The organism is Occallatibacter sp. (assembly GCF_036502485.1).
GTDB lineage: Bacteria > Acidobacteriota > Terriglobia > Terriglobales > Acidobacteriaceae > Telmatobacter.
In genome coordinates, this window is the sequence record NZ_DASXYM010000005.1 from 1 (window position 1) to 21,520 (window position 21,520).

Annotated in this window: 16 protein-coding genes and 2 tRNA genes; 10 read left to right on the forward strand and 8 right to left on the reverse strand. The window is 60.5% G+C overall.

Annotation, left to right across the window (positions count from 1 at the left end; translation table 11 throughout):
- Nucleotides 1–487 precede the first annotated feature (487 nt).
- Nucleotides 488–1,480, reverse strand: coding sequence for a YncE family protein (locus VGL22_RS00985; protein ID WP_465265005.1), 993 nt, complete (start codon nucleotides 1,478–1,480; stop codon nucleotides 488–490).
- A gap of 129 nt (nucleotides 1,481–1,609) precedes the next feature.
- On the opposite strand from VGL22_RS00985, the gene VGL22_RS00990 reads away from it, so the two are divergent.
- Entirely contained in the window at nucleotides 1,610–3,148 is a 1,539-nt protein-coding gene (locus VGL22_RS00990; protein ID WP_465265006.1) for a hypothetical protein, read from the forward strand.
- Between the two features lie 39 nt (nucleotides 3,149–3,187).
- Here VGL22_RS00990 and VGL22_RS00995 read toward each other — a convergent pair whose 3' ends face one another.
- Entirely contained in the window at nucleotides 3,188–3,883 is a 696-nt protein-coding gene (locus VGL22_RS00995) for a response regulator transcription factor (RefSeq protein ID WP_465265007.1), read from the reverse strand.
- Between the two features lie 460 nt (nucleotides 3,884–4,343).
- Here VGL22_RS00995 and VGL22_RS01000 point away from each other — a divergent pair, with 460 nt between their 5' ends.
- Entirely contained in the window at nucleotides 4,344–4,919 is a 576-nt protein-coding gene (locus VGL22_RS01000; protein ID WP_465265008.1) for a Rieske 2Fe-2S domain-containing protein, read from the forward strand.
- Between the two features lie 20 nt (nucleotides 4,920–4,939).
- The gene (locus tag VGL22_RS01005) at nucleotides 4,940–6,523 is read left to right on the forward strand and encodes a cytochrome b N-terminal domain-containing protein (protein WP_465265009.1); all 1,584 of its coding nucleotides are present in this window, start codon (nucleotides 4,940–4,942) and stop codon (nucleotides 6,521–6,523) included.
- 163 nt (nucleotides 6,524–6,686) lie between these two features.
- On the opposite strand, the gene VGL22_RS01010 is transcribed toward VGL22_RS01005, so the two are convergent.
- The 3 genes from VGL22_RS01010 to VGL22_RS01020 all read right to left on the reverse strand — a co-directional run bounded on the left by VGL22_RS01010 (nucleotide 6,687) and on the right by VGL22_RS01020 (nucleotide 10,977).
- Nucleotides 6,687–8,246: a CRTAC1 family protein gene (locus VGL22_RS01010; RefSeq protein WP_465265010.1), complete on the reverse strand. Its 1,560-nt coding sequence runs from the start codon at nucleotides 8,244–8,246 to the stop codon at nucleotides 6,687–6,689.
- A 302-nt stretch (nucleotides 8,247–8,548) separates the two neighbouring features.
- Nucleotides 8,549–9,478 carry an ankyrin repeat domain-containing protein gene (locus VGL22_RS01015; protein WP_465265011.1) on the reverse strand — a complete coding sequence of 310 codons (930 nt, stop codon included), beginning with the start codon at nucleotides 9,476–9,478 and terminating at the stop codon, nucleotides 8,549–8,551.
- Nucleotides 9,442–10,977, reverse strand: a complete 1,536-nt coding sequence (locus tag VGL22_RS01020) for a glucuronyl esterase domain-containing protein (protein ID WP_465265012.1) — start codon at nucleotides 10,975–10,977, stop codon at nucleotides 9,442–9,444. Before VGL22_RS01020 ends, VGL22_RS01015 begins: the two co-directional genes overlap by 37 nt.
- 151 nt (nucleotides 10,978–11,128) lie before the next feature.
- Between VGL22_RS01020 and VGL22_RS01025 the strand changes: the two genes are divergently transcribed.
- The 6 genes from VGL22_RS01025 (at nucleotide 11,129) to VGL22_RS01050 (ending at nucleotide 18,529) form a co-directional block, all read left to right on the forward strand.
- Entirely contained in the window at nucleotides 11,129–12,316 is a 1,188-nt protein-coding gene (locus tag VGL22_RS01025) for an SGNH/GDSL hydrolase family protein (RefSeq protein ID WP_465265013.1), read from the forward strand.
- Between the two features lie 144 nt (nucleotides 12,317–12,460).
- Nucleotides 12,461–12,757, forward strand: a complete 297-nt coding sequence (locus tag VGL22_RS01030) for a hypothetical protein (RefSeq protein ID WP_465265014.1) — start codon at nucleotides 12,461–12,463, stop codon at nucleotides 12,755–12,757.
- Nucleotides 12,758–12,837: 80 nt separating this feature from the next.
- Entirely contained in the window at nucleotides 12,838–13,170 is a 333-nt protein-coding gene (locus VGL22_RS01035) for a PadR family transcriptional regulator (protein ID WP_465265015.1), read from the forward strand.
- A gap of 17 nt (nucleotides 13,171–13,187) precedes the next feature.
- On the forward strand, nucleotides 13,188–15,833 hold the full coding sequence (locus tag VGL22_RS01040) for an ADOP family duplicated permease (RefSeq protein ID WP_465265016.1): 2,646 nt from the start codon (nucleotides 13,188–13,190) through the stop codon (nucleotides 15,831–15,833).
- Nucleotides 15,826–16,680, forward strand: a complete 855-nt coding sequence (locus tag VGL22_RS01045) for an ABC transporter ATP-binding protein (RefSeq protein ID WP_465265017.1) — start codon at nucleotides 15,826–15,828, stop codon at nucleotides 16,678–16,680. Before VGL22_RS01040 ends, VGL22_RS01045 begins: the two co-directional genes overlap by 8 nt.
- Nucleotides 16,673–18,529 (forward strand): hypothetical protein, encoded by a 1,857-nt coding sequence (locus VGL22_RS01050; RefSeq protein WP_465265018.1) that lies wholly within the window; start codon nucleotides 16,673–16,675, stop codon nucleotides 18,527–18,529. Before VGL22_RS01045 ends, VGL22_RS01050 begins: the two co-directional genes overlap by 8 nt.
- 358 nt (nucleotides 18,530–18,887) lie before the next feature.
- Here the strand turns inward: VGL22_RS01050 and VGL22_RS01055 are convergent.
- From VGL22_RS01055 to VGL22_RS01065, 3 genes are all read right to left on the reverse strand, one after another.
- A tRNA-Leu gene (locus tag VGL22_RS01055) sits at nucleotides 18,888–18,974 on the reverse strand.
- A 174-nt stretch (nucleotides 18,975–19,148) separates the two neighbouring features.
- Nucleotides 19,149–19,224 (reverse strand) — tRNA-Cys (locus VGL22_RS01060).
- A 181-nt stretch (nucleotides 19,225–19,405) separates the two neighbouring features.
- A complete protein-coding gene (locus VGL22_RS01065) occupies nucleotides 19,406–19,837 on the reverse strand; it encodes an OsmC family protein (RefSeq protein WP_465265019.1) in 432 nt (143 codons plus the stop codon).
- An 830-nt stretch (nucleotides 19,838–20,667) separates the two neighbouring features.
- Here VGL22_RS01065 and VGL22_RS01070 point away from each other — a divergent pair.
- Nucleotides 20,668–21,498 (forward strand): SDR family NAD(P)-dependent oxidoreductase, encoded by an 831-nt coding sequence (locus VGL22_RS01070; RefSeq protein WP_465265020.1) that lies wholly within the window; start codon nucleotides 20,668–20,670, stop codon nucleotides 21,496–21,498.
- Nucleotides 21,499–21,520: the final 22 nt, after the last annotated feature.

Consider the following 21,520-nt stretch of genomic DNA (forward strand, 5'->3'; position numbering starts at 1 on the left):
TCTTCACCCCGGCCTCATGCTGCTTCAGTATCCCGATGATCTGCTCTTCCGTGTACCGACTCCTTTTCATCCCAAATCCTCCCGTTCAGATTACGAGAGAACTCCAGCTTTGAATGGCTGAGTTTTTCGGGGGCAGGTCAGAGTACCGCTCGAAAAGATTGCAGCTATTCTTCCTTCACGCCGATTGATCACTGTGAATGGGACTCTCGGCGGGGACGCTTTTCTGGAGGCGGCAAAACAATAGAAGACATCCGAAGGGTATGTCTTTGATCCGCGAAGATACTTTCTCGATGACGATCACTTAATTCACGTGGATGGGAAAGCCTGCTCTCTTAGCAACCAGTTGAACATAGAGAGCTTGCCCCTAATTGACCAGATCATTTCCATGCTTCCGGTAGGCTTTGAGGTGCGCTATTCCAAGTGCGATTGAGGTTTAGGAATCAAACGTTGCGCCGTGAATCTCTGGCCCATTTTCAAAGTAGCTGCTTCAGCGGGCGGCGGCCCAGGCGATGCCGTCTGAGTTGTTGCCGTCCTGGATGGTGCGGGTGACCTTCCATGTGGCTAAGTCCACTTCGGCAACCTGGTGCGACCCAACGCAACTCACGTAGGCGACTTTGCCGTCGGGGCGCATGAGGACTTCCTGCGGGTCGGGCGGCGTGGATACTTTGCGCGCCACCTGCATGGTTTTGAGATCGACGATGGCGACTTCGTTCTTGTTGGGGATAGTGGCAACGAGATAGCGGTTGTCGAGCGTGGGCGCTGTGCCGTATGCGAGGCCATCGAGAGAGACCCAGTGAGCGATCTGGTTAGTCGCGGTATCGATGGCGGCGAGCCGGGGTTTGGTCTGGTCGGCGGTGAATACCCACTTGTCGTCGGGCGTGATGGCGATGCGCTGCGTGGTTTTCGAGATGGGGATGACGTTGAGGGTTTTGCGCGCGAGGATGTCGAGTACGGAGACGGTGCCGGGGCCGACGTTGGCGGTGTAGCCGCGCTTGCCGTCGTGCGAGAGCGCGAGCATGTGACTCTCAGGCTGGCCGGTGGGGATGGTGGCGACGATCTTCAGCGTTTTGGGGTCGATGAGCGAGACGGTTTTGTCGAGTTCCGTGGTGACGTAAAGCAAGCCGTCTTTGGGCCCGAAGATGGGCATGTGCGGGCGGATGCCGTGGCCGAAGTCGAGGGTTCCGGTGACCTTTTGCAGGGAGAGATCGATGACTACGAGCCTGGTTCCATCGGTGCCGGGCTTGCCCACGCCGGAGTTGCCGTAGATGGGCACGTAGGCAAAGCGGCCGTCGGGCGAGGCGATGACCTCGTGTCCTGTGATGGCGCCCTCGGGGACGGACGCGATGAGCTTGCCTGCGGATGGATCAATGATGCCGAGGCTGGCTTCGCCTTTTTGCGCGACCAGCAGCTGTCCCTGTTGCGAACCTGCGGAGGGAGCGAGGATGCCGAGCAGCAGCGCGATCAAACATAACTTGTTCATGGGTGGACTCTCCAGGGAAGCTCGTGAACGCTCCCCAGCATATACAGCGTAGGGGCAGGCGCGCCAGAGAATTGCGGGGTCGGCACCGCTATCGCGAGTGCCTGCGTGCGGAGGTGTACATTGGTTGCGATGACTACGATGACTCGGCGCAGGTTTGTCGCCAATGCAGCTCTCGCGGTTGCGGCCAGTGGAGTTCGAGCACAGGCAAACGGCTCGGCAGCAGTGACACTCAACATCTCAGCGGATGCGACCGGGCCGCATATGCCCGAGGATTTTGTCGGGCTCTCCTACGAGGTGCAGCAACTTACGGATCCGGCGTTCTTTTCGCCGGCCAACGCGGGATTGATCGAGCAATTCAAGAAGCTCGCAACCCATGGCGTGCTGCGGCTGGGGGGCAACACCAGCGAGTTCGGCTACTGGAAGCCGACGCCCGATTCGCCGGAACCGGAGCATCCACACACGCGCGAAGTGGAAGGCGAGCCGAAGGCGCAATATTACGCGGTGACGCCGGATGCGGTACGCAGCCTGGCCGCATTCCTGAGGGCTACGGGATGGACGTGTTTGTATGGGATTGGGATGGGGACGAACACTCCAGAGCGCGCCGCGGCCGAGGCGGAGTTCGTGGCGAAGACGCTGGGCGCGAACCTGCAGTACTTCCAGATCGGCAACGAAGCGGACCTGTTCAGCAATCATCTGCGCGATCCGAAGACGTGGGGAGTGAAGCCCTATCTGGACGAGTGGCTGGCGCTGGCGCGCGCGGTCGCGGCGAAGGTGCCGGATGCGAAGTTCGGGATGCCGGATGTGGCGATGTCAGTAGGTTGGCTGCCGGAGATCGCAGGCCAGTGGCCCTCGATTCAGAATCCGCCGCACGTGACGCGGCTTACGCATCACTACTACTTTGGCGGCCCGGCCACGAATCCTGAGGTGAACATTCCCAACCTGATGAAGCCGGCGACGATGGCGCGGGTGCAGAAGGACGCGGACACCGCGATGGGAGCGGCGAAGAAAATGGGCGCGGGCGTTCGCATGACGGAGGGGAACACGTGCTATCGCGGCGGCAAACCGGGCGTGTCAGACGTATTTGCGTCGGCGCTGTGGGCCGCGGATTACGCGCTGCTGCTGGCGGCGAGCGGCTACTCCGGGGTGAACCTGCACGGCGGTACGGGCAAGTCAGTGGCCAACTCCGTGGGAGGATTTTTGCCGGGCGACGTGTTGTTGAAGGAGCAGGGCAAGACAGCGGAGGAGATTGCTACGCATCCGCACCCGTTCTATACCCCGATCGGCACGTTTGGGGACAAGTATGCCCTGCAGCCGGTGGCGTATGGATTGAAGTTTGCGGGATCATTTGCAGGCGCGACCTTTGTGGGTGCGGAGCTGACGACGAATCTCCAGGCGGCAGGCGTGAACGCAACAGCGTATGCAGCAAAGCTCTCCAACGGAGCGGTGTCGGTGATCATCCTCAACAAGGATCTGGACAAGGACGTGGCCGTGACGCTGAAGCTTGCTGGCAAGAGCGGCAGCAAGGTGGAGATTGAAAAGCTGGAGGCGCCGGGAATCGACAGCCGGGAGACGCATGTGACCCGCGGAAGCAATGGAGGGGTAAGCAGCGGCGCCGGCTACGTGGTGCAGGTTCCGAAGGCAAGCGGCGTGCGCGTGACATTTGGCTGAGATTAGAGGCGTTTCAGGCCAGGGTTCAGCGGGTGCAGTTCAGGCCTGGTAGCGATAGCCTCTGCCGGGCACTGTGATGATTGCATCCGAGTTTTTGGGCGCGCATCCCAGCTTCTGCCGCAGGCTGGCTATGTGCATGTCAACGGTACGGGTGAGGGTGCCGGGGACGTGACCCCAAACCTGCTCAAGCAACTCGTCGCGGGAGACGGTCTGGCCGCGGCGTTCGAGGAGATACCAGAGGAGTTGGAATTCCCTGCTGGTCAGATTTACCGTCTCCATATCGATCTGTACAACTTTGCGGCGAACGTCCAGGGCTACATCTCCCACTCGGATGACATGCGAGGCCGGACCTTCGTGGCTGGGCTTCATCGACGAACGGCGCAACAGGGCCTCAATCCTTGCCATCAGTTCCAGGGTGTCAAAAGGCTTGGTGACATAGTCATCCGCGCCCAATTTGAACCCGGCGATCTTTTCCATTGTGTGGCCCAGGGCAGTGAGGATGAGTATGGGCGTGCGAATGTGCGCTTGACGGGCCTCCGCGCATATCTCGAGACCGCTTTTCAGGGGGAGCATCAGGTCAAGAATGACGAGATCGAACCTCTCGGTAATCATCCTGCGCAGCGCCGATACCCCGTCGTGCGCGAAGTCTACCTGGTAACCTTCGCTGCAGATTCGGTCGCCCAGCGTTGTGCACAACTCTTGCTCGTCTTCCACGAGGAGAATGCGTCTATTCATTGCGTCTTCAGCCTGCCTGCAGACCGGTCTGGCGCGTCTGCCGGCATCTGCCTCCTGGCCATCTTCTAAGTAATCCCGGGTCGTCAATTCGCGCCGCAATGTGGGTAGCCGGTGCCGGACAAACGTCTGGGTGACACTTCGTTTCATGGAGGCTCCATTGTGCCGCCCGGCTTGCAAGGGCGTAGTTGCTGAATATCAATTTAGTTGTCAGCGAATTGTCACGAAAACAGAATAATGACGAGTTTGTCACGGATTTCCGGTTGTACGGAGGAGTTTACACCGGCTTTACAAACCTTTACAGGGTGATTGACCACACGCAAGCCGCGCGAAGGTTGATCCTCGCATTCTCGCTGCAGGATTCAACCCCCGATGCAGGTTTAGTTACTTAATGACAAGGGGAGCCTATTCGTCTTCTGAGTTCCGCCGGCTCTGTCGATCCGTACTTCAATGAGGAGGAAACATGTCTCAGATTCATGCGGTGAAGTGCGCGAATAGCGAATGCGCCGCCTGTCTTGAGCAGCACGGCCGCAGCGTGACGCGACGGTCGTTCGTCGCATCGCTGCTGGGTGCGGGAACTGCGATGATCGCCGGTGTGATCGGCTTGCCGCTGGTAAAGTTTGTTCTGTCTCCGCTGCAGGGCACTGACCGCAAGGGGGAGTGGTCGGAGCTGGGGGAAGCGGCCGAGTTCGACAGAGTGTCCGCACCGGTACTCCGCACCATCACGCTGACGCAGCGGGACGGCTGGCGCGAGACGGTGACCGAGCAGGCTTTGTACGTGAGCCGTACTTCCGCGGGACAGTTACAGGTGCTCTCGCCGGTCTGCCCCCACCTGGGCTGTTCGGTGGCGTGGCAAGACGCAGAGAACAAGTTTGTGTGTCCGTGCCATGGCGGACAATTTGATGCGCACGGCCGGCACGTAGCAGGACCGCCACCCCGCGGTCTTGACCAGCTCGACGCGCGGGTAACCGATGGGAAGCTCCAGGTGCAGTTTGCCCTGTTCCGCTCAAACGTACCCGACAAGCAGATGCTGAGCTAGCCAGCCGAGGGCACCTTACGATGAATACTTCTTCGCACGCTTCATCTTTTCTGAAGGCCCGGGCTCGCGATCTTGTGGATTGGATCGATGTGCGGACCGGGGTACGAGCCATTGCGCACAACATCCTGGAGGAGCGCATCCCCGGCGGCGCACGGATGGCTTATGTCTTCGGATCGGGTCTTCTGTGCATCTTTGGCCTACAGTTCATCACCGGGATCGCGCTGGCGCTCTATTACACGCCGACAGCGGAGACTGCGCACACCAGCGTGGCGTACGTGACCAAACAGGTGGCCGGCGGCGCATTCCTGCGCAGCATGCACTCTTATGGGGCGAGCGCGATGATCATTGTGCTGGCGCTTCATTTTCTGCAGACATTCCTCTATGGCTCGTTTAAAGGCCGGCGCGAACTCCTTTGGCTTTCGGGTGCGCTGCTCTCGTTTCTGATTCTGGGAATGGGATTCACGGGGTATCTTCTTCCCTGGGACCAGAAGGCATGGTTCGCGACAGCCGTCGGCACCAACGTCGCGGGCCAAGTGCCGCTGGTAGGGGATTTCATCACCCGCTTCCTTCGCGGCGGAGCAACCATCGGCACTCTGACGCTGTCACGCTTTTATCTTGCGCACGTGTTCCTGATTCCGGCCACCATTTGTCTATTTGTAGGGGCGCATGTGTTCCTGTTCCGCAAGGCGGGACCGGCCGGGCCAGTGCAGGAGCACGCACTTGAGCCGGCGCTCGCCTCTGAACCGTTCTATCCCCGGCAGGTTCTCTACGACATGGCTGCGGCCCTGGTGCTGGTTGGGGGATTAGCGGCGCTGGCGTATCTACGTCCGGTCACGCTCGGACCCGTGGCCAATCCGTCCGACTCGACCTTTCTGCCGCGGCCGGAGTGGTACTACCTGCCCATGTTTGAATGGCTGAAGTTCTGGGAGGGTCCGGGGGTAATGGTTGGGATCGTCGTCATACCGGGCTTTCTGGCGACAGCATTCTTTCTCATGCCGTTTCTCGATAAGAGCCTGGAGCGGCGGCCGTGGCGGCGACCGATCCCAGCGCTCGCGGTTTCGATGGTAATCCTGGGCATGATCTACCTTGGGGTTCGCAGTCATGTTGAAGACGGCCATGGAGCGGTCGCGGCACAACTGGCGCGGCAACATGCAGACGAGGTTGCGTACAACGCCGCGCCCTTCAAGCCTTACTCAGCTGATCGGCCTGCGGGGTTTCTGGTGCATGCATCGGTGGCTGATCCGCGCGTGGCGCGGGGGAAGGGCATGTTTCTGCAGCATGGCTGTGTGGGATGCCATGGCCCGAAGGGCACCGGATCGCCATTGGCTCCGGGGCTGGTCGGAGTCACGGGCAAGTTTTCTGAACAGCAGATCACCGCTCTGCTGCACAATCCCAGTCCTAACATGAAGGCCGCGGGAATGCCGGCCCTCTCGAGGGATGAGCCCGAGGTGGACGCGCTGATTGCGTACCTGGGCGCGCTTGGAACACCGGCCGCAGCGGTGGCGCCGCAGTTATCGCCCGGCAAGCCGTCAACTTCAGTTCCGACTGACGACAAGCGAGCGACCGAGGCTCCGGTTCAACTGGTGCGTTCGTCTCACGATTAGCAACATGGATTCGCCCGTGGCGCGCCCAGCACAGGGCGGCCCGGCGCAGGCAGGAAACGCGGGCCCGGAGAGAGAAGTACTGCCTTACCTGCCACAGGCTGGAGCGTGCGGGAGGGTGCGCTCCGGCCTTCGCTTTCGCGGGAGGCGGGTAGGAATCGCCCGACTACTTGGGACGCGGCACTGCCTCCACCACTTTCAGCACCTGATCCGCAACCACGCTATCGAGCTTCTGGATGATTCCGCTCGGCCAGGTGATTTCCACCTGGGTGGCCTTGACGTCAGGGCCGAGGCCGAAGTGCACGGGTCCGAGGCTTGACGAGGCGTAGCACACGCTCGAGGTTTGGTGGTTGTACTGCGCTCCCGAAGCCGACACCACCTTGATGCGCGCGCCGATCCCATCGCGGTTGCTCTTGACGCCCTGCAATGCAATATCCAACCAGTGGGCTTTGGGGCTGCGGTTCATCCAGAGTTCCGCGGGCAGATCCATCGACGTGACTACGACATCCATGCGGCCGTCGGAGTCGAAATCTCCCATCGCGCAGCCGCGGTGTCGGGCCGCGGTGGCATCGGTGAAGCCCGCCTCTTCGGTCAGCGGTTCCCACTTCTCGCCCTTCAAGTTGCGGAAGACGGTGTTCGGCTGTTTGACCTGAGCGCCGGGCGGCCGTGTGGCCGATACATGCCCGCGCGTCACCAGCAGGTCTTTCCAGCCGTCATTGTCAAAGTCGTAAAGGGCCGGCCCGAAGCCCGCCATGGGCATACTTTGTTTGCCCATGCCGCTGGAGGACGTGACTTCCTTGAAATCGCCCTTGCCGGTGTTTTCATACAGCGGGAAGGTCTGGCGGTTCAGCGCAACAAACGCGATGTCCGGATAGCCGTCGTTCGTGAAGTCGCGAAAATCAAGACCCATGCCGGATATGAACGCGCCCTCCTCAGGCAGCGCGGTGCCGGTTTGGAACGAGACCTCTTCGAACTTGTTGCCCAGGTTGTGGAAGAGGAACTCATACTCGCCATCGTTGGTCACGAACACATCGGGTTTGCCGTCGAGGTCGTAGTCGGCAATTCCAACGCCCATTCCTTTGCCGATGTGCTCGCGCAAGCCCCACTCTTTGGATACGTCCCTAAACGTGCCGTCGCCCTGATTGAGGAACAACTGATCCGGCAGGCCCTTGTAGAAGCGAGGATGGCAGTACTCGGGGCCGCTCTCCACAACACACATGGGCTTCTTGTCGAACTTCCATTGCAGGTAATTGGCCACGAAGAGGTCAAGCTTGCCGTCATTGTTAATGTCTACCCAAGCCGCGGCCACAGCCCACATGGGTCCGAATTCGGGGTCATTGAACTGATCAAGACCAGCCTTTTTGGTCACGTCGGTAAACGTGCCATTGCCGTTGTTGTGATAGAGCGTGCTGCCGCGCACGCCGGTCACAAACAGGTCGGGATGGCTGTCGTTGTCGTAGTCACCCACCGCGACACCCAGGTGGAATCCCGAGCCCACCAGCCCCGCCTTCTCCGTCACATCCGTGAACGTGCCATCGCCGTTGTTATGAAAGAGCCGGTCAGAGTACTTGTCGGACGTTTTCTTGTTCGTTTCGAGATCGGCGCCGTTGGCGAAGAAAATGTCGGGCTTGCCGTCTCCGTCGTAGTCAAAGACAGCCACACCACCGCCCATGGTTTCCGGTGCATTGCGCGACTGGCTCTCGTCCGTCTCCAACTTGAAGGGCAAAGTCTTCAGTTCGAATCTGATCGGGGAATCGGTCTCCTTTGGTGCCGACGCGGGTTGCGCGAGCGCGGACCTGGTGGCAGCGGAACAGAGCAGGACCGCAGCAGAAGCAAGAAATAGAGAACGGATTCGAATCAGCATGGGCACCACGGCAGGAATGATCCATTGTACGGGGCCGATGGGTTCCCGTGGGAACATAACCCGACGCCGGTTTTCGGCTACTTCTAAATACGCAACGCATGCGAAAGGGGTGGAAGCGATGTCCGCCCCCACCCCTTTTGTCCTTTGGTTTGAACCGGCCGCCGTTACTGGTGCGCGCCGTGCTTCTTCAGGTAGTCGACGATCGAATCGTCCTCAGGTTTTTGCATGGCGTAACCCAAGGCCCTCATCGTGCCCTGGTTCTGGGCGTTAACATCCGCGCCCTTTTCCACCAATGGCTGTACCAGGCTCAGGTAGCCCAGTTGCACAGCACAGATCAAGGGCGTGTCGCCGAACGCATTGGCCAGGTTCGGATCCGCGCCGTGGTCCAGAAGCAGTTTTACATCCTCCTTCTGACCGCGCATCACGGCCCAGAACAGCGGGGTGGTTCCCGTGATGCCCCTGAGATTCACATCGGCGCTGTGGGCAATCAGCAGTTGCGCCATTTTGTTGTGATCGCTGGCGAATTCGGCCAGAGACAGAGGCGTATACCCGTTATTCCTGATCTGTTCCTCGGTGAAGCCGTGGGTGCTCACTGCGTCCGATCGCGTGGACGTGTGCAGCAGCGAGACGGGGTCAGTATGATTGCTGCTCGAGAAGAACTGCCCCAGATCCTCCGGCAGGAAGGGGGGATAACTGTTCTTCATGTTCACGTCGGCCCCTGCGGCGATGAGCGCCTCTGCAGCCTTATATTGCGCATGAAGAGCGGCTTGGTGGAGGGGCGTGTCGCCGCTGCTATCTTGCGCATTCACGGCCTTGGGGTCGGAGGCAAGGATCTCCTGGATTTTCTTCACATCGCCCTTGCGCGCTGCGTCATGGATGGGTGCGGCCAAAGCCAACCCCGTTGAAGCGACCACCAGGCTCAAAAGCAGGAGGGCCCGGTGAAAACGTACACAGTTCAGCATCAAAGTCATTCTTTTTCTCCGCGTGTCAGACAGTGTAAAGCATGGCCTAGTCAGGAATTCTTCCGGCGCAAATGTTCCGCCAGTGACGGAATGGGTTATTGCGCCTTGTGATCGATGAACTTGTTGGCCCACTCGAGGAACCACTTCATGTTCGGCGCATCGGTATGACCGCCGTCGTGCTGGCGCCACGCGAGTTGGCCGTCAATCAGCCCCTTGTTCATGGGCGGCATGGGGACAGTGTGGGGATCGCCTTCGATTCCGTTGGCGGGCTTGACGCCTAGCAGCTTCCAGACGCGGCCCGCGTCGACTGTGGCCATCCAGCTTCCCTCGTGGTCGAGCCACCTGGCATCGCCCTTGGTCGGAATCCCGTAGCTGATGAAGGTGAGCCGCGGCGCGCATAACGCGATGAGTTCATTGGAGTCGACCGGCAGTTCGCCGGGCGTGTGCGGCCCCGCGGTGGACTCAGACGCGCCGTATTCCAAGAAATTGCCCGCCATCCAGTAATACTCACCGCCGGTAAGGCTCTCCACCGCCTCGCCGAAGTTGCGCCGCAGCAGCGTCGCGCCGCCCTTGCCTGAGGAGCCGATCAGCCCCATAGCGAAGCGCTGATCGAAGGCCTGCGTAACCAGCGCGGCTTTGCCGTAACGCGAGACGCCTTCGATCGCGACGTGCTTCGCGTCGACGGCCGGATCGATCTCGAGATAGTCGAGCCCGCGCCCCGCGCCCCACGCCCAGGCGCGCAGCGCGCCCCAGTCTTCTGGCTTGCGCGGCTGGCCGTGATTTACAAGTCCGATGATGCCGCGCGTGAGCCCCACGCCATCGTCGGCCTGCACGCTTGCCGGGTCGAAGCGTGCGAAGCCCCAGCCGGCAGCGATGAGTTGCCATTCGTTGGGCGGATCGCCGTCCTCATTCAGTTCCGGGCGCTGGAAGAATGGCGTCTCCCGGAGCGGCTCCCAGGCGGGATGGCGCGCGAATACTTCTTTTAGCGAAGGGTCCTGCTGGATGAGCAGGGCCTTATAGGCGGCGTTCACCTTCGCGAGTTCCTCGCCGCGGGGCTCATTGGGATTGGGAAACCCGGCGCGCGTGAACTCCATTATGACGGGCACGGGACCTTTGGCCATCGCGGGCGTCACCAACGTCATGTGGATTTTTACCGAGATGGCTGGATAGTCCGAGTTGTCCACCTCGCCGGTAAGGTCTTTGGCCAGCACAGGCGTGAAGCCGATGAATTCGTGGTCGACTGTGTCGACCTTCCAGGTGACCTTAGGTGTGTGCTCCGGCATGCGACCGTAGACATGTTTCGATAGCATCTCGAGGAGCTCAGGCCGGCGCTTGTTCCACCACTGGTCCGGCGTGGTCACCTTCTGCCCGTCATTCATCGTCAGCGGATCTGGTAATCCTGGGAAAGGATTAGCCTTCGATTCATCGTAGTTGGCGTGGTTGGGCGCGTTCTCATTACCGCTCGGCCCTGGCCGCAGGGCTTTGATGCCGAGTTGATCCATCATGTTCTGGTGGTCCTGCTCGGCGGTAAGGGTCACCGGGGGCGCGGGGCTCTGCGCAAGGAGGGCTGATGAACCCGCAGCCAGTCCAATGCCGACGAAGAGGGCAAACTGTTTGACGCAAAGAGGCACGCGCTCGCTCCGGAATGATATGCTTTGGTCGCTTTTGAAAACCGATTTACTTTAGGGAACCCATGGTAAACCGTTGGCTATGATACAGGCACGGAAATTCTTCTCTCTCGCTGCATTCGTTCTCGTTACGGAATGCGTGTTCGCGCAATCCATGGGCCCCGAAAGGGTCGCAGGCTTCAACGATTGGGTGGCGAGCTGGGGCGCGTCGCAACAGATTCCCGAGCCGAATAATGCGCTTCCAGATGAGGATCTGCGGGATGCAACGGTGCGCCAGGTTTTCCATTTGTCAATTGGCGGAAGCGCGATCCGGGTGCATGTGTCGAACGCATTCGGGACGGAGGCGCTGCATTTCACGGCGGTGCATGTGGCGCGCCCGCCGTCGCCGTCGTCTCCCGCGATTGATCCGGCCAGCGACAAGGCACTCGCATTCGCGGGGAAAACGGATGTGACGATTCCACCCGGCGCTGAATTCGTGTCCGATCCGCTGCCTTATTCAGTTGCTGGGCTGTCAGACTTGGCTGTGACTTTCCACCTGGATACGCCGCCGGGACGTGAGACGGGGCATCCGGGATCGCGGGCGACTTCGTACTACGTACACGGCGATGTTGTGGGCGCGGCGAATCTGACCGAGCCAAAGAAGGTGGATCACTGGTACGGGGTTTCGGGGATCGATGTGGAGTCCACGGCGGGACCTGCGGCGGTGGTTGCGCTTGGGGACTCGATCACCGACGGTCATGGAGCGACAACCAACGGCAATGACCGCTGGACGGACGTGCTAGCGGCGAAGCTGCAGTCCTCGGCGGCAACACAGAAGATTGGCGTGTCGAATCAGGGCATCGGGGGAAACCATCTGCTCGCGGACGGCCTTGGCCCCAACGTGCTGGCGCGGTTCGATCGCGATGTGTTGGCTCCGGCAGGCGTGCGCTGGCTGATTGTGTTTGAGGGCGTGAACGATCTGGGCGGACTGGCGCGTGATCACGAAGTTCCACTGGCTGAGCATGCCGCGCTGGTGCAGCGCGTCCTCGCAGCTTACGAGCAAATCATCACCCGGGCTCATGCGCACGGTCTGCGGGTGTATGGCGCGACGATCACGCCCTATGTGGGCTCCGGCTATTACCACCCCGGCCCGCTCAGCGAAGCCGACCGCCAAGCCGTCAACCTTTGGATTCGGGCGACCGGGCACTTCGATGCAGTCATCGACTTCGATGCAGTGGTGCGCGATCCGCAGCACCCGGACCGGCTTCTGCCCGCATACGATTGCGGCGACCACCTGCATCCCTCCCCCGCCGGATACAAGGCGATGGGCGAGGCGGTTCCGACGAGCCTGTTCATTCCGTGAACAGCATGAAGGTGGACCCGGTTTGGGCTGCCAGGGACGACGAAAGCATCCTCGTCTCGATGTTTTTCTTCCGTTTCTCCGAACTCTGCACTAGCGTTAGAGCCCATCGATCCAACCCCCGGATTTCGAGAAGGACTTCGCTACGTGGGGAGACATGAAGACCTTGGCGCCATTCTGATCATGCTGTTTCTGGTGGGCACGTTCAGTTTCAATCTCCCAATCTTTATTTCAACCATGGCCGTGACCGTCTTTCACTCCGATGCAGGCGGCTTCGGCCTGCTCTCTTCCATGATGGCTGCAGGCGCCCTCTCCGGAGCTAACAATAGCCGTGAGGAGCAACGAGAACGCGCGACGGCATGGATCGGATCGCGGCTCGGAGCCCGCTCGTCGACGCTGGTCGCAGTCGTCAGGGACCCAGCGAGGCACCAGCATGGTGGCTGATTGAGCATATCGACGCTCCTATTGACATTCTTTACGGGGGTCTTATAGTCTCCTATCGCTCTTCGATAGGAGGATGACGGTTGGACCGAAATCAAGCAAATCTTCTGCAGGGAACCCTCGACCTGCTCATCCTCAAAGCGATTGGGGACGACGAATTTCATGGCCTAGGGATTGCACGGCGGGTCGAGCAGATTACCCAGGCCACCTTCAAGGTCAGGCCCGGTTCATTGTTTCCTGCTCTTCACCGCATGGAAGAAGCTGGGTGGCTGACTTCCTTCTGGGGTGAGTCGGAGAATAACCGGCGCGCGAAATACTACCGCAGGACTAAAGCCGGTGAGCGCCAGCTCGGTGTGGAGACAGAGCAATGGACCACCATCTCCCGCGCGATCGGACGCGCGCTGAATCATTCCTAGGAGGCCGACCGAACTTGATGTGGGCTCATCTCAAATCCGTGTTCCGTAATCTGCTTGACAAGCGACGGGTCGAAGCTGAGTTGGATGACGAAATCCGTAGCTACGTGGAGATCCTGACAGACGAGAAGATCGTTGCCGGCTGCGCTCCTGAAGAAGCGCGCCGCCTTGCGCTGACTGAGAGCGGCGGAATGGAACAGGTCAGGCAGGCGGTGCGAGATCGGCGTGCCGGTACGGCCGCTGAATCGGTCATACAAGATCTCCGCTATGGGCTGCGCGGATTCCGACGGTCGAAGGCATTTACCGTGAGTGCGGTACTGACGCTTGCGCTGGCTATCGGGGCGACTACCGCAGTGTTCAGCGTGGTGGACCCGATTTTATTTCGCGCATTACCGTATGCAAACCCCGGACAACTTGTCTCAGCGGGGTTTACGCAATCGCTGGAACGGGAGGAATTTCTAACCGGGAAGTTCTACGAGCACTGGCTGGCAAACCAGAAGCCGTTTGCGACGATGGCCAGCCAAGGCATGTCCCGTTCATGCGACCTGGCGGAGAATCATCCGGCAGAGCTGGTGTGCGTGACGTTTCAGGCAGAGATGCTCCGGGTGCTGGGAGTTTCGCCAGTGCTAGGACGGAACTTTCTACCCGATGAGGATGTGCCGCACGGGCCGCCGGTGGTGATGATTTCGTATGCACTCTGGCAGGGACACTTCAGTGGCGATCGGCAGATCGTCGGGAGAGAGATCAACATCGACGGAAACGCCGCGCGGGTAGTGGGCGTGCTGCCGCCTGGGTTCCAGTTCCCCACCCTGGAACCCGCGGATGTGGTGCAGCCGATGGCGCTGGACGCGGCAGCGCAGAACACGTCCAATGGCGGCTTCGGATGGGCGATGCGGACGTTTGCCCGTCTGAAGCCGGGTGTGAGCCTGGCAGAGGCACGAGCGGAGATGCGACCGGTGTTCGACGCCGAGAAAGCGTGGTTCCCGGCGGTGATGCGGGACCAGGTGAGGCTGAGTGTGAGGCCACTTCGGGCGAGGCAAGTGGGTGACGCAAGGCGGGTAGCGTGGATTTTGCTGGCCGCGGTGGCAGCCGTGCAGTTGATCGCTTGCGCAAATGTGGCCGGGCTGCTGGTTGCGCGGGGCGCGGCGCGAGAGCGCGAAATGGCAGTGCGGGCCGCGTTGGGCGCAACTCCCCGGCGTCTGGCCCGTCAGGCTTTGACGGAGGCTCTGCTGCTGGCGCTGACCGGGGCGGTGGCCGGACTGGCGCTCGCGGGGGGATTGCTTCGGGCATCTGTGGCATTGGCTCCGTCGGGAGTTCCATTTCTGGCCACAGTGCATATGGATTTGCGCATCGCGGCGTTCACTGTAGTGCTGGCGCTGGCGTGCGGGGTTTTGTTCGGGCTGATCACGGCACTGCACAGGCCGGATGGAGTGCTGGTGAATACGCGGAGTTCCCTCTCGCGCCGGCACGTGCGATTGCGGCGCGCGCTGGTGGTTGGTCAGATTGCAGCCAGCGTGGTGCTGCTGGCAGGCGCGGCGCTGCTGCTGCGCAGCTTTCATCGCATCGAGGAGCAGAGGCTGGGGTTCACAACGCACGGTGTGATGACGGCGCAAATTGCGCTTCCAGCATCCCCGTACAACACGGATGCAAAGTGGATGGACTTTCATCTTCAGGTGGAACAGGACGTGCGCCGACTGCCGGGCGTGACGGCGGTGGCTTTCAGCGACAGCGTGCCGCCCGGGGGATGGCACGGCGCCACACGCTTCTCTGACATTACGGTAGAAGGCCGACCCCGTCCGTCACCGGGCGAGCCCGGGATGTTCGTCACGCGGCGTGTGAGCTCAGAGTACTTTCGTGCGCTGGACATTCCGGTGATACGCGGGCGGGGCTTTACAAACCAGGAAAGCACGGACGATGTGCGGCTCGTGGTGCTGAGCCGGCTGGCGGCGGCCGAGCTGTTCCAGGGCGAGGACCCGATCGGCAAGCGGATTGAGCCGTTCGGCATGCGCGCCAATCAGTGGGTGACGGTGGCGGGCGTGGCGGAAGACGCAAAAAATAACGGGCTCACGAGCGATGAGCAGCCGGAGATCTATTTCCTGCGAAGAGAGGTGGCCAACGACTGGTCACAGCGCCGGGCGGTGCTGGTGATCGCGTCGGCGCTGCCGCAGCCAACAGTGGCGGGATGGGTGCAAGCGGCGGTGCACCACCTCAATCCGACGGTTCCAGTTGAGATGGCGCCGCTGAGAGAGGAAGTGGACAAATTGGCGGATCGTCCGCGGTTTGAGACGGCACTGCTGGGATTTTTTGCGCTCATGGGATTGGCAATGGCAGCGGTGGGAATTTATGGAATCCTGGCGTACCTGACCAGTCAGCGAACCCAGGAAATTGGAGTGCGCATGGCACTCGGAGCAACACGGGTGAAGATTCTCAAGCTGATTGCGCGGGACGGCGTGCGGATGGTGCTGGCGGGCGGGGTGCTGGGACTAGCGGCGGCGCTGGGACTCGTGCACGTGCTGCGGGCGCTGCTTTACCAGACGAGCACCTATGACGCGCTGGCGTTTATAGCCGTACCGGTGGTTTTGGGCACGGTCGCAGCCGCGGCGGTTTTCCTACCCGCGCTGGCTGGAATGCGCGTCGAGCCGGCTTCGGTGCTGCGAAATGAATGAGGCGCTGCGCGCCGCAAATCTGATCTACGCGGGGGCGATCCTCACGGGCAACCGATGCGGCAGGAGCAATACTGTGCTGGAAGTCGAGGGTCTCTGCAAAAGCTATCGCGGCATTCCCGCGGTTGAAGATGTTTCCTTCAGAGTTGCGCCGGGCGAGGTAGTCGGTTTTCTCGGTCCCAACGGCGCCGGCAAATCAACAACAGTGAAGATCATCATCGGATTGCTGCGTCAGGACCATGGGGTTGTGCGATTCCAGGGTCGCGACATCGCCGACGACATGGTTTCGTTTCGTTCCAGCTTAGGTTATGTTCCGGAGGATGCGCACCTCTATTCGTATCTATCCGCACTCGAATACCTGCAATTAGTGGGAAGACTGCGCGGGCTTTCCGAAAGCCAGATCGAAAGAAAGGCGATGAGCCTACTGCGGCTGTTCGATCTGGATTCGTGGGAACATTCCCCGATTTCGCTCTATTCGAAGGGCATGCGCCAACGCGTGTTGATTGCAGCGGCGCTTCTGCACAATCCCAAGCTGCTGATTTTCGATGAGCCGCTTTCGGGGCTGGATGTTGTATCCGCCCGATTGTTCAAAGACCTGCTCGACTTGTTGGCATCTCAGGGTAAAGCTGTTCTCTATATTTCGCATGTGCTTGAGATCGTGGAGCATATTTGCAGCCGGGTGATCGTAATTGCGAAGGGGCGACTGATGGCAGACGCTGCGCCTTCAGAACTGACCAAGCTGATGAGCCTGCCCAACCTGGAAAGCGTGTTTGCGCAACTGGTTCAACAGCGGGATACGCGGAGCCAGGCTGAACAGATTGTGAAAGTGATGCGGGGCACCAATGCATAAATCGGTCGAGCGCCTGCTTCTGATGTCCGACTCGGAGGTGCTGGGCTTGAGGGAGCAGGCGGCTGCCGGTGTACGGCGGCTGCCCAGGCGAAGCCAATTCTCGCATCTTCTGCGGCACTTCCTGGAACGCTTCTTTAACCACGAGACTGCTTCTCCCGACGGGGACGCGAAGGCGCGCATGGTTTTGATTGCCTGCGCTGCAGGATTGCCACCTTTCATAGTGGCCATTTATCTGTGGCCTGTCTACCACGCCTTTATCCGCGTTGCGGTTCCTGGAAATGAGGCCATAGTGCCAGGCCCTCCGCCGTACTGGGTTCAGGTGAATCATCATTTATTCTTCGTGGTCTATTCCTTTGCGGTAACGGGCATCGTCACGGTGTTTGAGTGGGATCTGTTTTTCCCCGATCTGCTCGATGTGCTGGTGTTGAACATATTGCCGATTCCCCATCCCCGGCTCTTCTTTGCGCGCGTCACCGCGATTGCGGTCCTTCTCGCGGGCTTTTTGTTCGACGCAAACGTGCTGGCCACGGTGGTGCTCCCCGCAGCTATCGATCCCCCCAGCCTGGCGGGTTTTCTGGCCGGGCACGCGCTGGCGGTGGGAGCGAGCGGGCTGTTTGCGGCTGCGTTCATTGTTGCGTTGCAAGGCGTGCTGCTCTTTGTTTTCGGAGACCGTTGGTTTCGGAAGATTTCGCTATTCGTGCAGGGCGCGATTTTGGCCCTGCTGCTGCTTACACTGCTTCTGTTTCCCGTCTACTCCGACGCGACGGCGGTGGTTCTTGGTTCAGGCAGCAATGCGGCGTGGTGGTTTCCGCCTTTCTGGTTCGTTGGCATCTATCAATGCCTGATGGAGGGGCCGTCTGCTCTTCCGGTGCATGCGCAGCTTGCGCAGTTGGGTTGCGAGCTTACGCTGGGCGCAATCGCACTGGCGGTTCTTGTGTATCCTCTCGCGTACCGCCGCCGGGTGTATCAATTGGTGCAAGGCGCAAATGCACGTTCCGGACGCAACGTGATAGTGCGATCACTGCACAAGCTGCTTCATGCCACGGTGCTGCGTGCTCCGGTGCGGCGCGCGGTTTTTCACTTCATAGGACAGACACTGCTGCGAGTTCCGCGGTACCGCATTTACCTCGTCTTGTATGGAAGCGTTGGCGTAGCCATCGTGGCGGCAACCGTGATGCGATTCGCGGTGGCGCATGGGCAGGTCCACCTGGAAGTCACAGCCGAGGGGATTCGTGCAGCGATCGGTATCGCTCCTTTGTGGACGCTCGCGGGATTGCGTGTGGCCTTGACCTCCTCCGGGAACCGGCAGGGTAACTGGATTTTCCGCAATGTACATGGCCAGCCTCTCCAGTTCGCAACGGCTCTCGAGATGTTTTCCGCAGCGCGCATCTGGGCGTTTGCGTGGAGCGCGATCGTCACATTGACCACGGCGGTTGCGTTTCGGGCAATTGCCCCTTCCGAATTGCTCACGTGGCAGGCGACGGCTGCACAATTGCTTCTGGCGGTGGGTTTGTGCGTCGTTCTTGCGGATGCCTTCTTCCTGAACGTGACCACAGTAGCTTTTAGCGGCGAGCCACAACCGAAGGCGCCGAACCTGGCGTTTACGATTCTCAAGTATTTCCTCTTCTTTCCGCCGGTCGTCACGGTCGCGACGGTTGTTCCGGTCTGGATTGGGCATTCAATGGCTCGTTTTGCGCTCGTCACCATTGCTTTCACGGCTGCCCACTTTGTGCTCCGGGCCCGCCATCACGGAATCGTCAAGGAGTATTGCCGGTACGACGGTCCTCAGGAGGGCGAGGGAGAACATCACTTGAATCTTCTGGGACTGTCACGCCTGAGGCGCGGATGAGAAAAGGCCGCGCTTGCTTGCGAAAACACTCCTCGCTTTCGCTGCCGGGGCAAGTCACTTATCGCGAATAGGTTGGCGATGATGAAGGGAGGAGCCGGTGCAAAAGCAATTTGCGAGGGCCGACCGTCAACCAGGTCTTCGCGGCGTGTTGAAGCGCGAGGGCGCCTGGGTGGGCGCATCCTTTCAGTGGATGAACAGCAGACGGCTTCTGATGACGGCTTGATCTGTGACCGTCGTGGCGTTGGCCAGGGATGCAGCACACCGCACCGACTGAACGCGGCTCGCGCCGAAGAATAGGCGAGGCTAACCCTTTCGGTGCCAGACTGAGCTAGATTTTTGGTGTATTTGAACTGGATACTGGTGCCGAAGAAGGGACTCGAACCCCCACACCCTTGCGAGTACATGGACCTGAACCATGCGCGTCTGCCAATTCCGCCACTTCGGCACGGGTCGAGTCCAGGGCAGAATTTTCCCGGACCGGCAGTAAGTTCAATGTTCGCAGATGCGGGGGTGTGTGTCAAACCACTGCGGCTTTCGGTAGTGGGTCAATTGACCACTCGCCGGCTTTCTGCCCCGCCGGCCCGGTGAAATCCGAACCAATCGAATCTGCTGAACAAGTTGGAGCACCGGGCGGGATTTGAACCCGCGAATGCAGGTTTTGCAGACCTGAGCGTTAGCCACTTCGCCACCGGTGCCCTATTGCGACATCATTTCATCATTGCGGCAGACCCTCGTCAGAGATTGACGAAGCGCGCCGCTCCGAAGATCAGGCCCAGCGCAAGCTGGGACAGGGTGCGCGCCGAAAGAACAGGGCCGGTCCCCGTTGGCGAACCAGCCCTTAAGGCTGAGGCGCAGATCGAGTTAGTCCAGCTTGGCTTACACCAGCTTGGCGTCGAGGTCGATCTGGGTGTTGTTGGCGAAGAGCTTGGAGATGGGGCAGCCAGCCTTGGCATCGGCAGCGGCCTTGTCGAACTGCTCCTGGGTGGCGTTGGGAACCTTGGCGGTGCTGGTGAGAGCGATTTTGGTGATGGCGAACCCACCATCGGTCTTAGCCAGGGTGACCGCCGCTTCGGTCTTGATCTCGTCGGGCGTGAGGCCGGCGCCGCCGAGCTGCGCGCCGAGGGCCATGGAGAAGCAGCTGGCGTGGGCCGCGGCAATCAACTCTTCAGGCGTGGTGCCGGAATCGGCGCCTTCAAAACGGGTTGCGAACGAGTAGTTGGCGTTCGAGAGCACGCCGGTAGCGGTGGAGATGGTGCCCTTGCCTTCCTTCAGTGATCCGGTCCAGACCGCACTTGCCTTGCTTGCCATTCCAATCCTCCTTGGTGGGGGTTTTCTGCGTGATTGAGGCCGGGTGATCGCGCCTTCCCTGGGAACGGTGGGCGGCGCCGGGGTCGACCCGGGAGTTGATGCCTGGGGCACCTGCCGCGTTTGTTGGCGGACAGGAAGCCCTCTTCTCCATGCTAACCTCTCCAAATGCTGCCGCAGCGCCCTGCCGCTTTCGACCCCGACTTTGCCGCCGATTTTTCACAGAGTGCTACAGCTTGTGCCGTAGACGAGCCCGTGGATCATCACTGCCAGATCTGCCCGACGTGCAGCGCGCGGCTGACGGGACACCGGTGCAAGCTGGTGTGTACGCAGTGCGGCTACTACCTGAGCTGCGCGGATTATTACTGAGCAGGGGGGGGGCTATTTACCATTCAGTTAACTGACAGCGCCAGATTTGCGTTGGCGAATTTGTTCGGTCTGCTGCTTCCCGCCGGTGGGGCACACTGATTATTGTGATCTGGATCACCAGATGAAATCAACTAAGTTTAATTATTGCATATAGTTATGACGCCTTTGATGCAAAAAGCCAAAAAAAGCGAACTTCGTAACTCTCCAGTAAACACTGTTGCCATCCAGCTCCGCCGCTGCTTACGATTCGTGCTGCAGAAATCTGGCGACACGAAGGCTTGACGGCAGCAGGCACACTTCTGCCTGGGAAGTTGATTGTGGGCGAGTTCGCCAATGGCGGCTGTGCCGGCCATCACAGGAGGCAGCCCCAGAATGCCTGGGTTCACGCGCTGCCCCGCGACATCTTGGTCTGCAAACCCGGCATCGGATTCACGGTGCGGCGGGAACGTCGCAGGAGGAGAATTATGGCATCGTCCAATGCCCCTAATCGAGATAGATCCTATACGCCCCTGGCAGTGGTAACGGGCGCTTCCACCGGCATCGGCTATCACCTGGCGCGGGTGTTCGCCGAGAACAACTTTGACGTGCTGATGACCGCCGATGAAACGAAGATCGGGGACGTCGCGGTAGAGATCGAGGCCCTGGGCGCCAAGGTCTATAAGGTGCAGGCGGACCTGAGCCGTCCGGAAGAGGTGGAGCGGCTGTGGAAGGAGATTGAGGCGACGGGGCGGCCGGTGGATGCGATCGCCATCAATGCGGGCATCGGCACCTCGGGCGAATTTGCTACCGAGACGGATCTCGATCGCGAGTTGAAGATTATCGACTTGAACGTGCGATCGACGGTGCACCTGGCAAAGCTGGCGGCGCGGCAGATGGTGGAGCGCGGCGAGGGGAAGATCCTGATCACAGCCTCGATTGCGGGCACCATGCCCACACCGATGATGGCGGTGTATGGCGCGAGCAAGGCGTTCGATCTGGAGTTTGCGCAGAGCCTTCACCACGAACTGAAGGACAAGGGCGTGACGGTGACGGCGCTGAAGCCGGGCGCGACCGACACGGACTTCTTCAAGCGCGCGGGCATGGAGGACACGAAGGTCGGAAGCGAGGGCAAAAGCTCCAACGATCCGGCGGCGGTGGCCAAGCAGGGTTTCGATGCGCTGATGCGCGGGGACCAGGAGGTGTTCGCGGAGGCCTGGAGCACCAAGATCGCCGGGACGCTGGGCGGGATGATGCCGGATTCGGTGAAGGCGGAACAGCACAAGAAGATGGCGGCGCACGGGACGGCGAAAAAGTAAGTTCGTGCCGGCACCTGCGGTG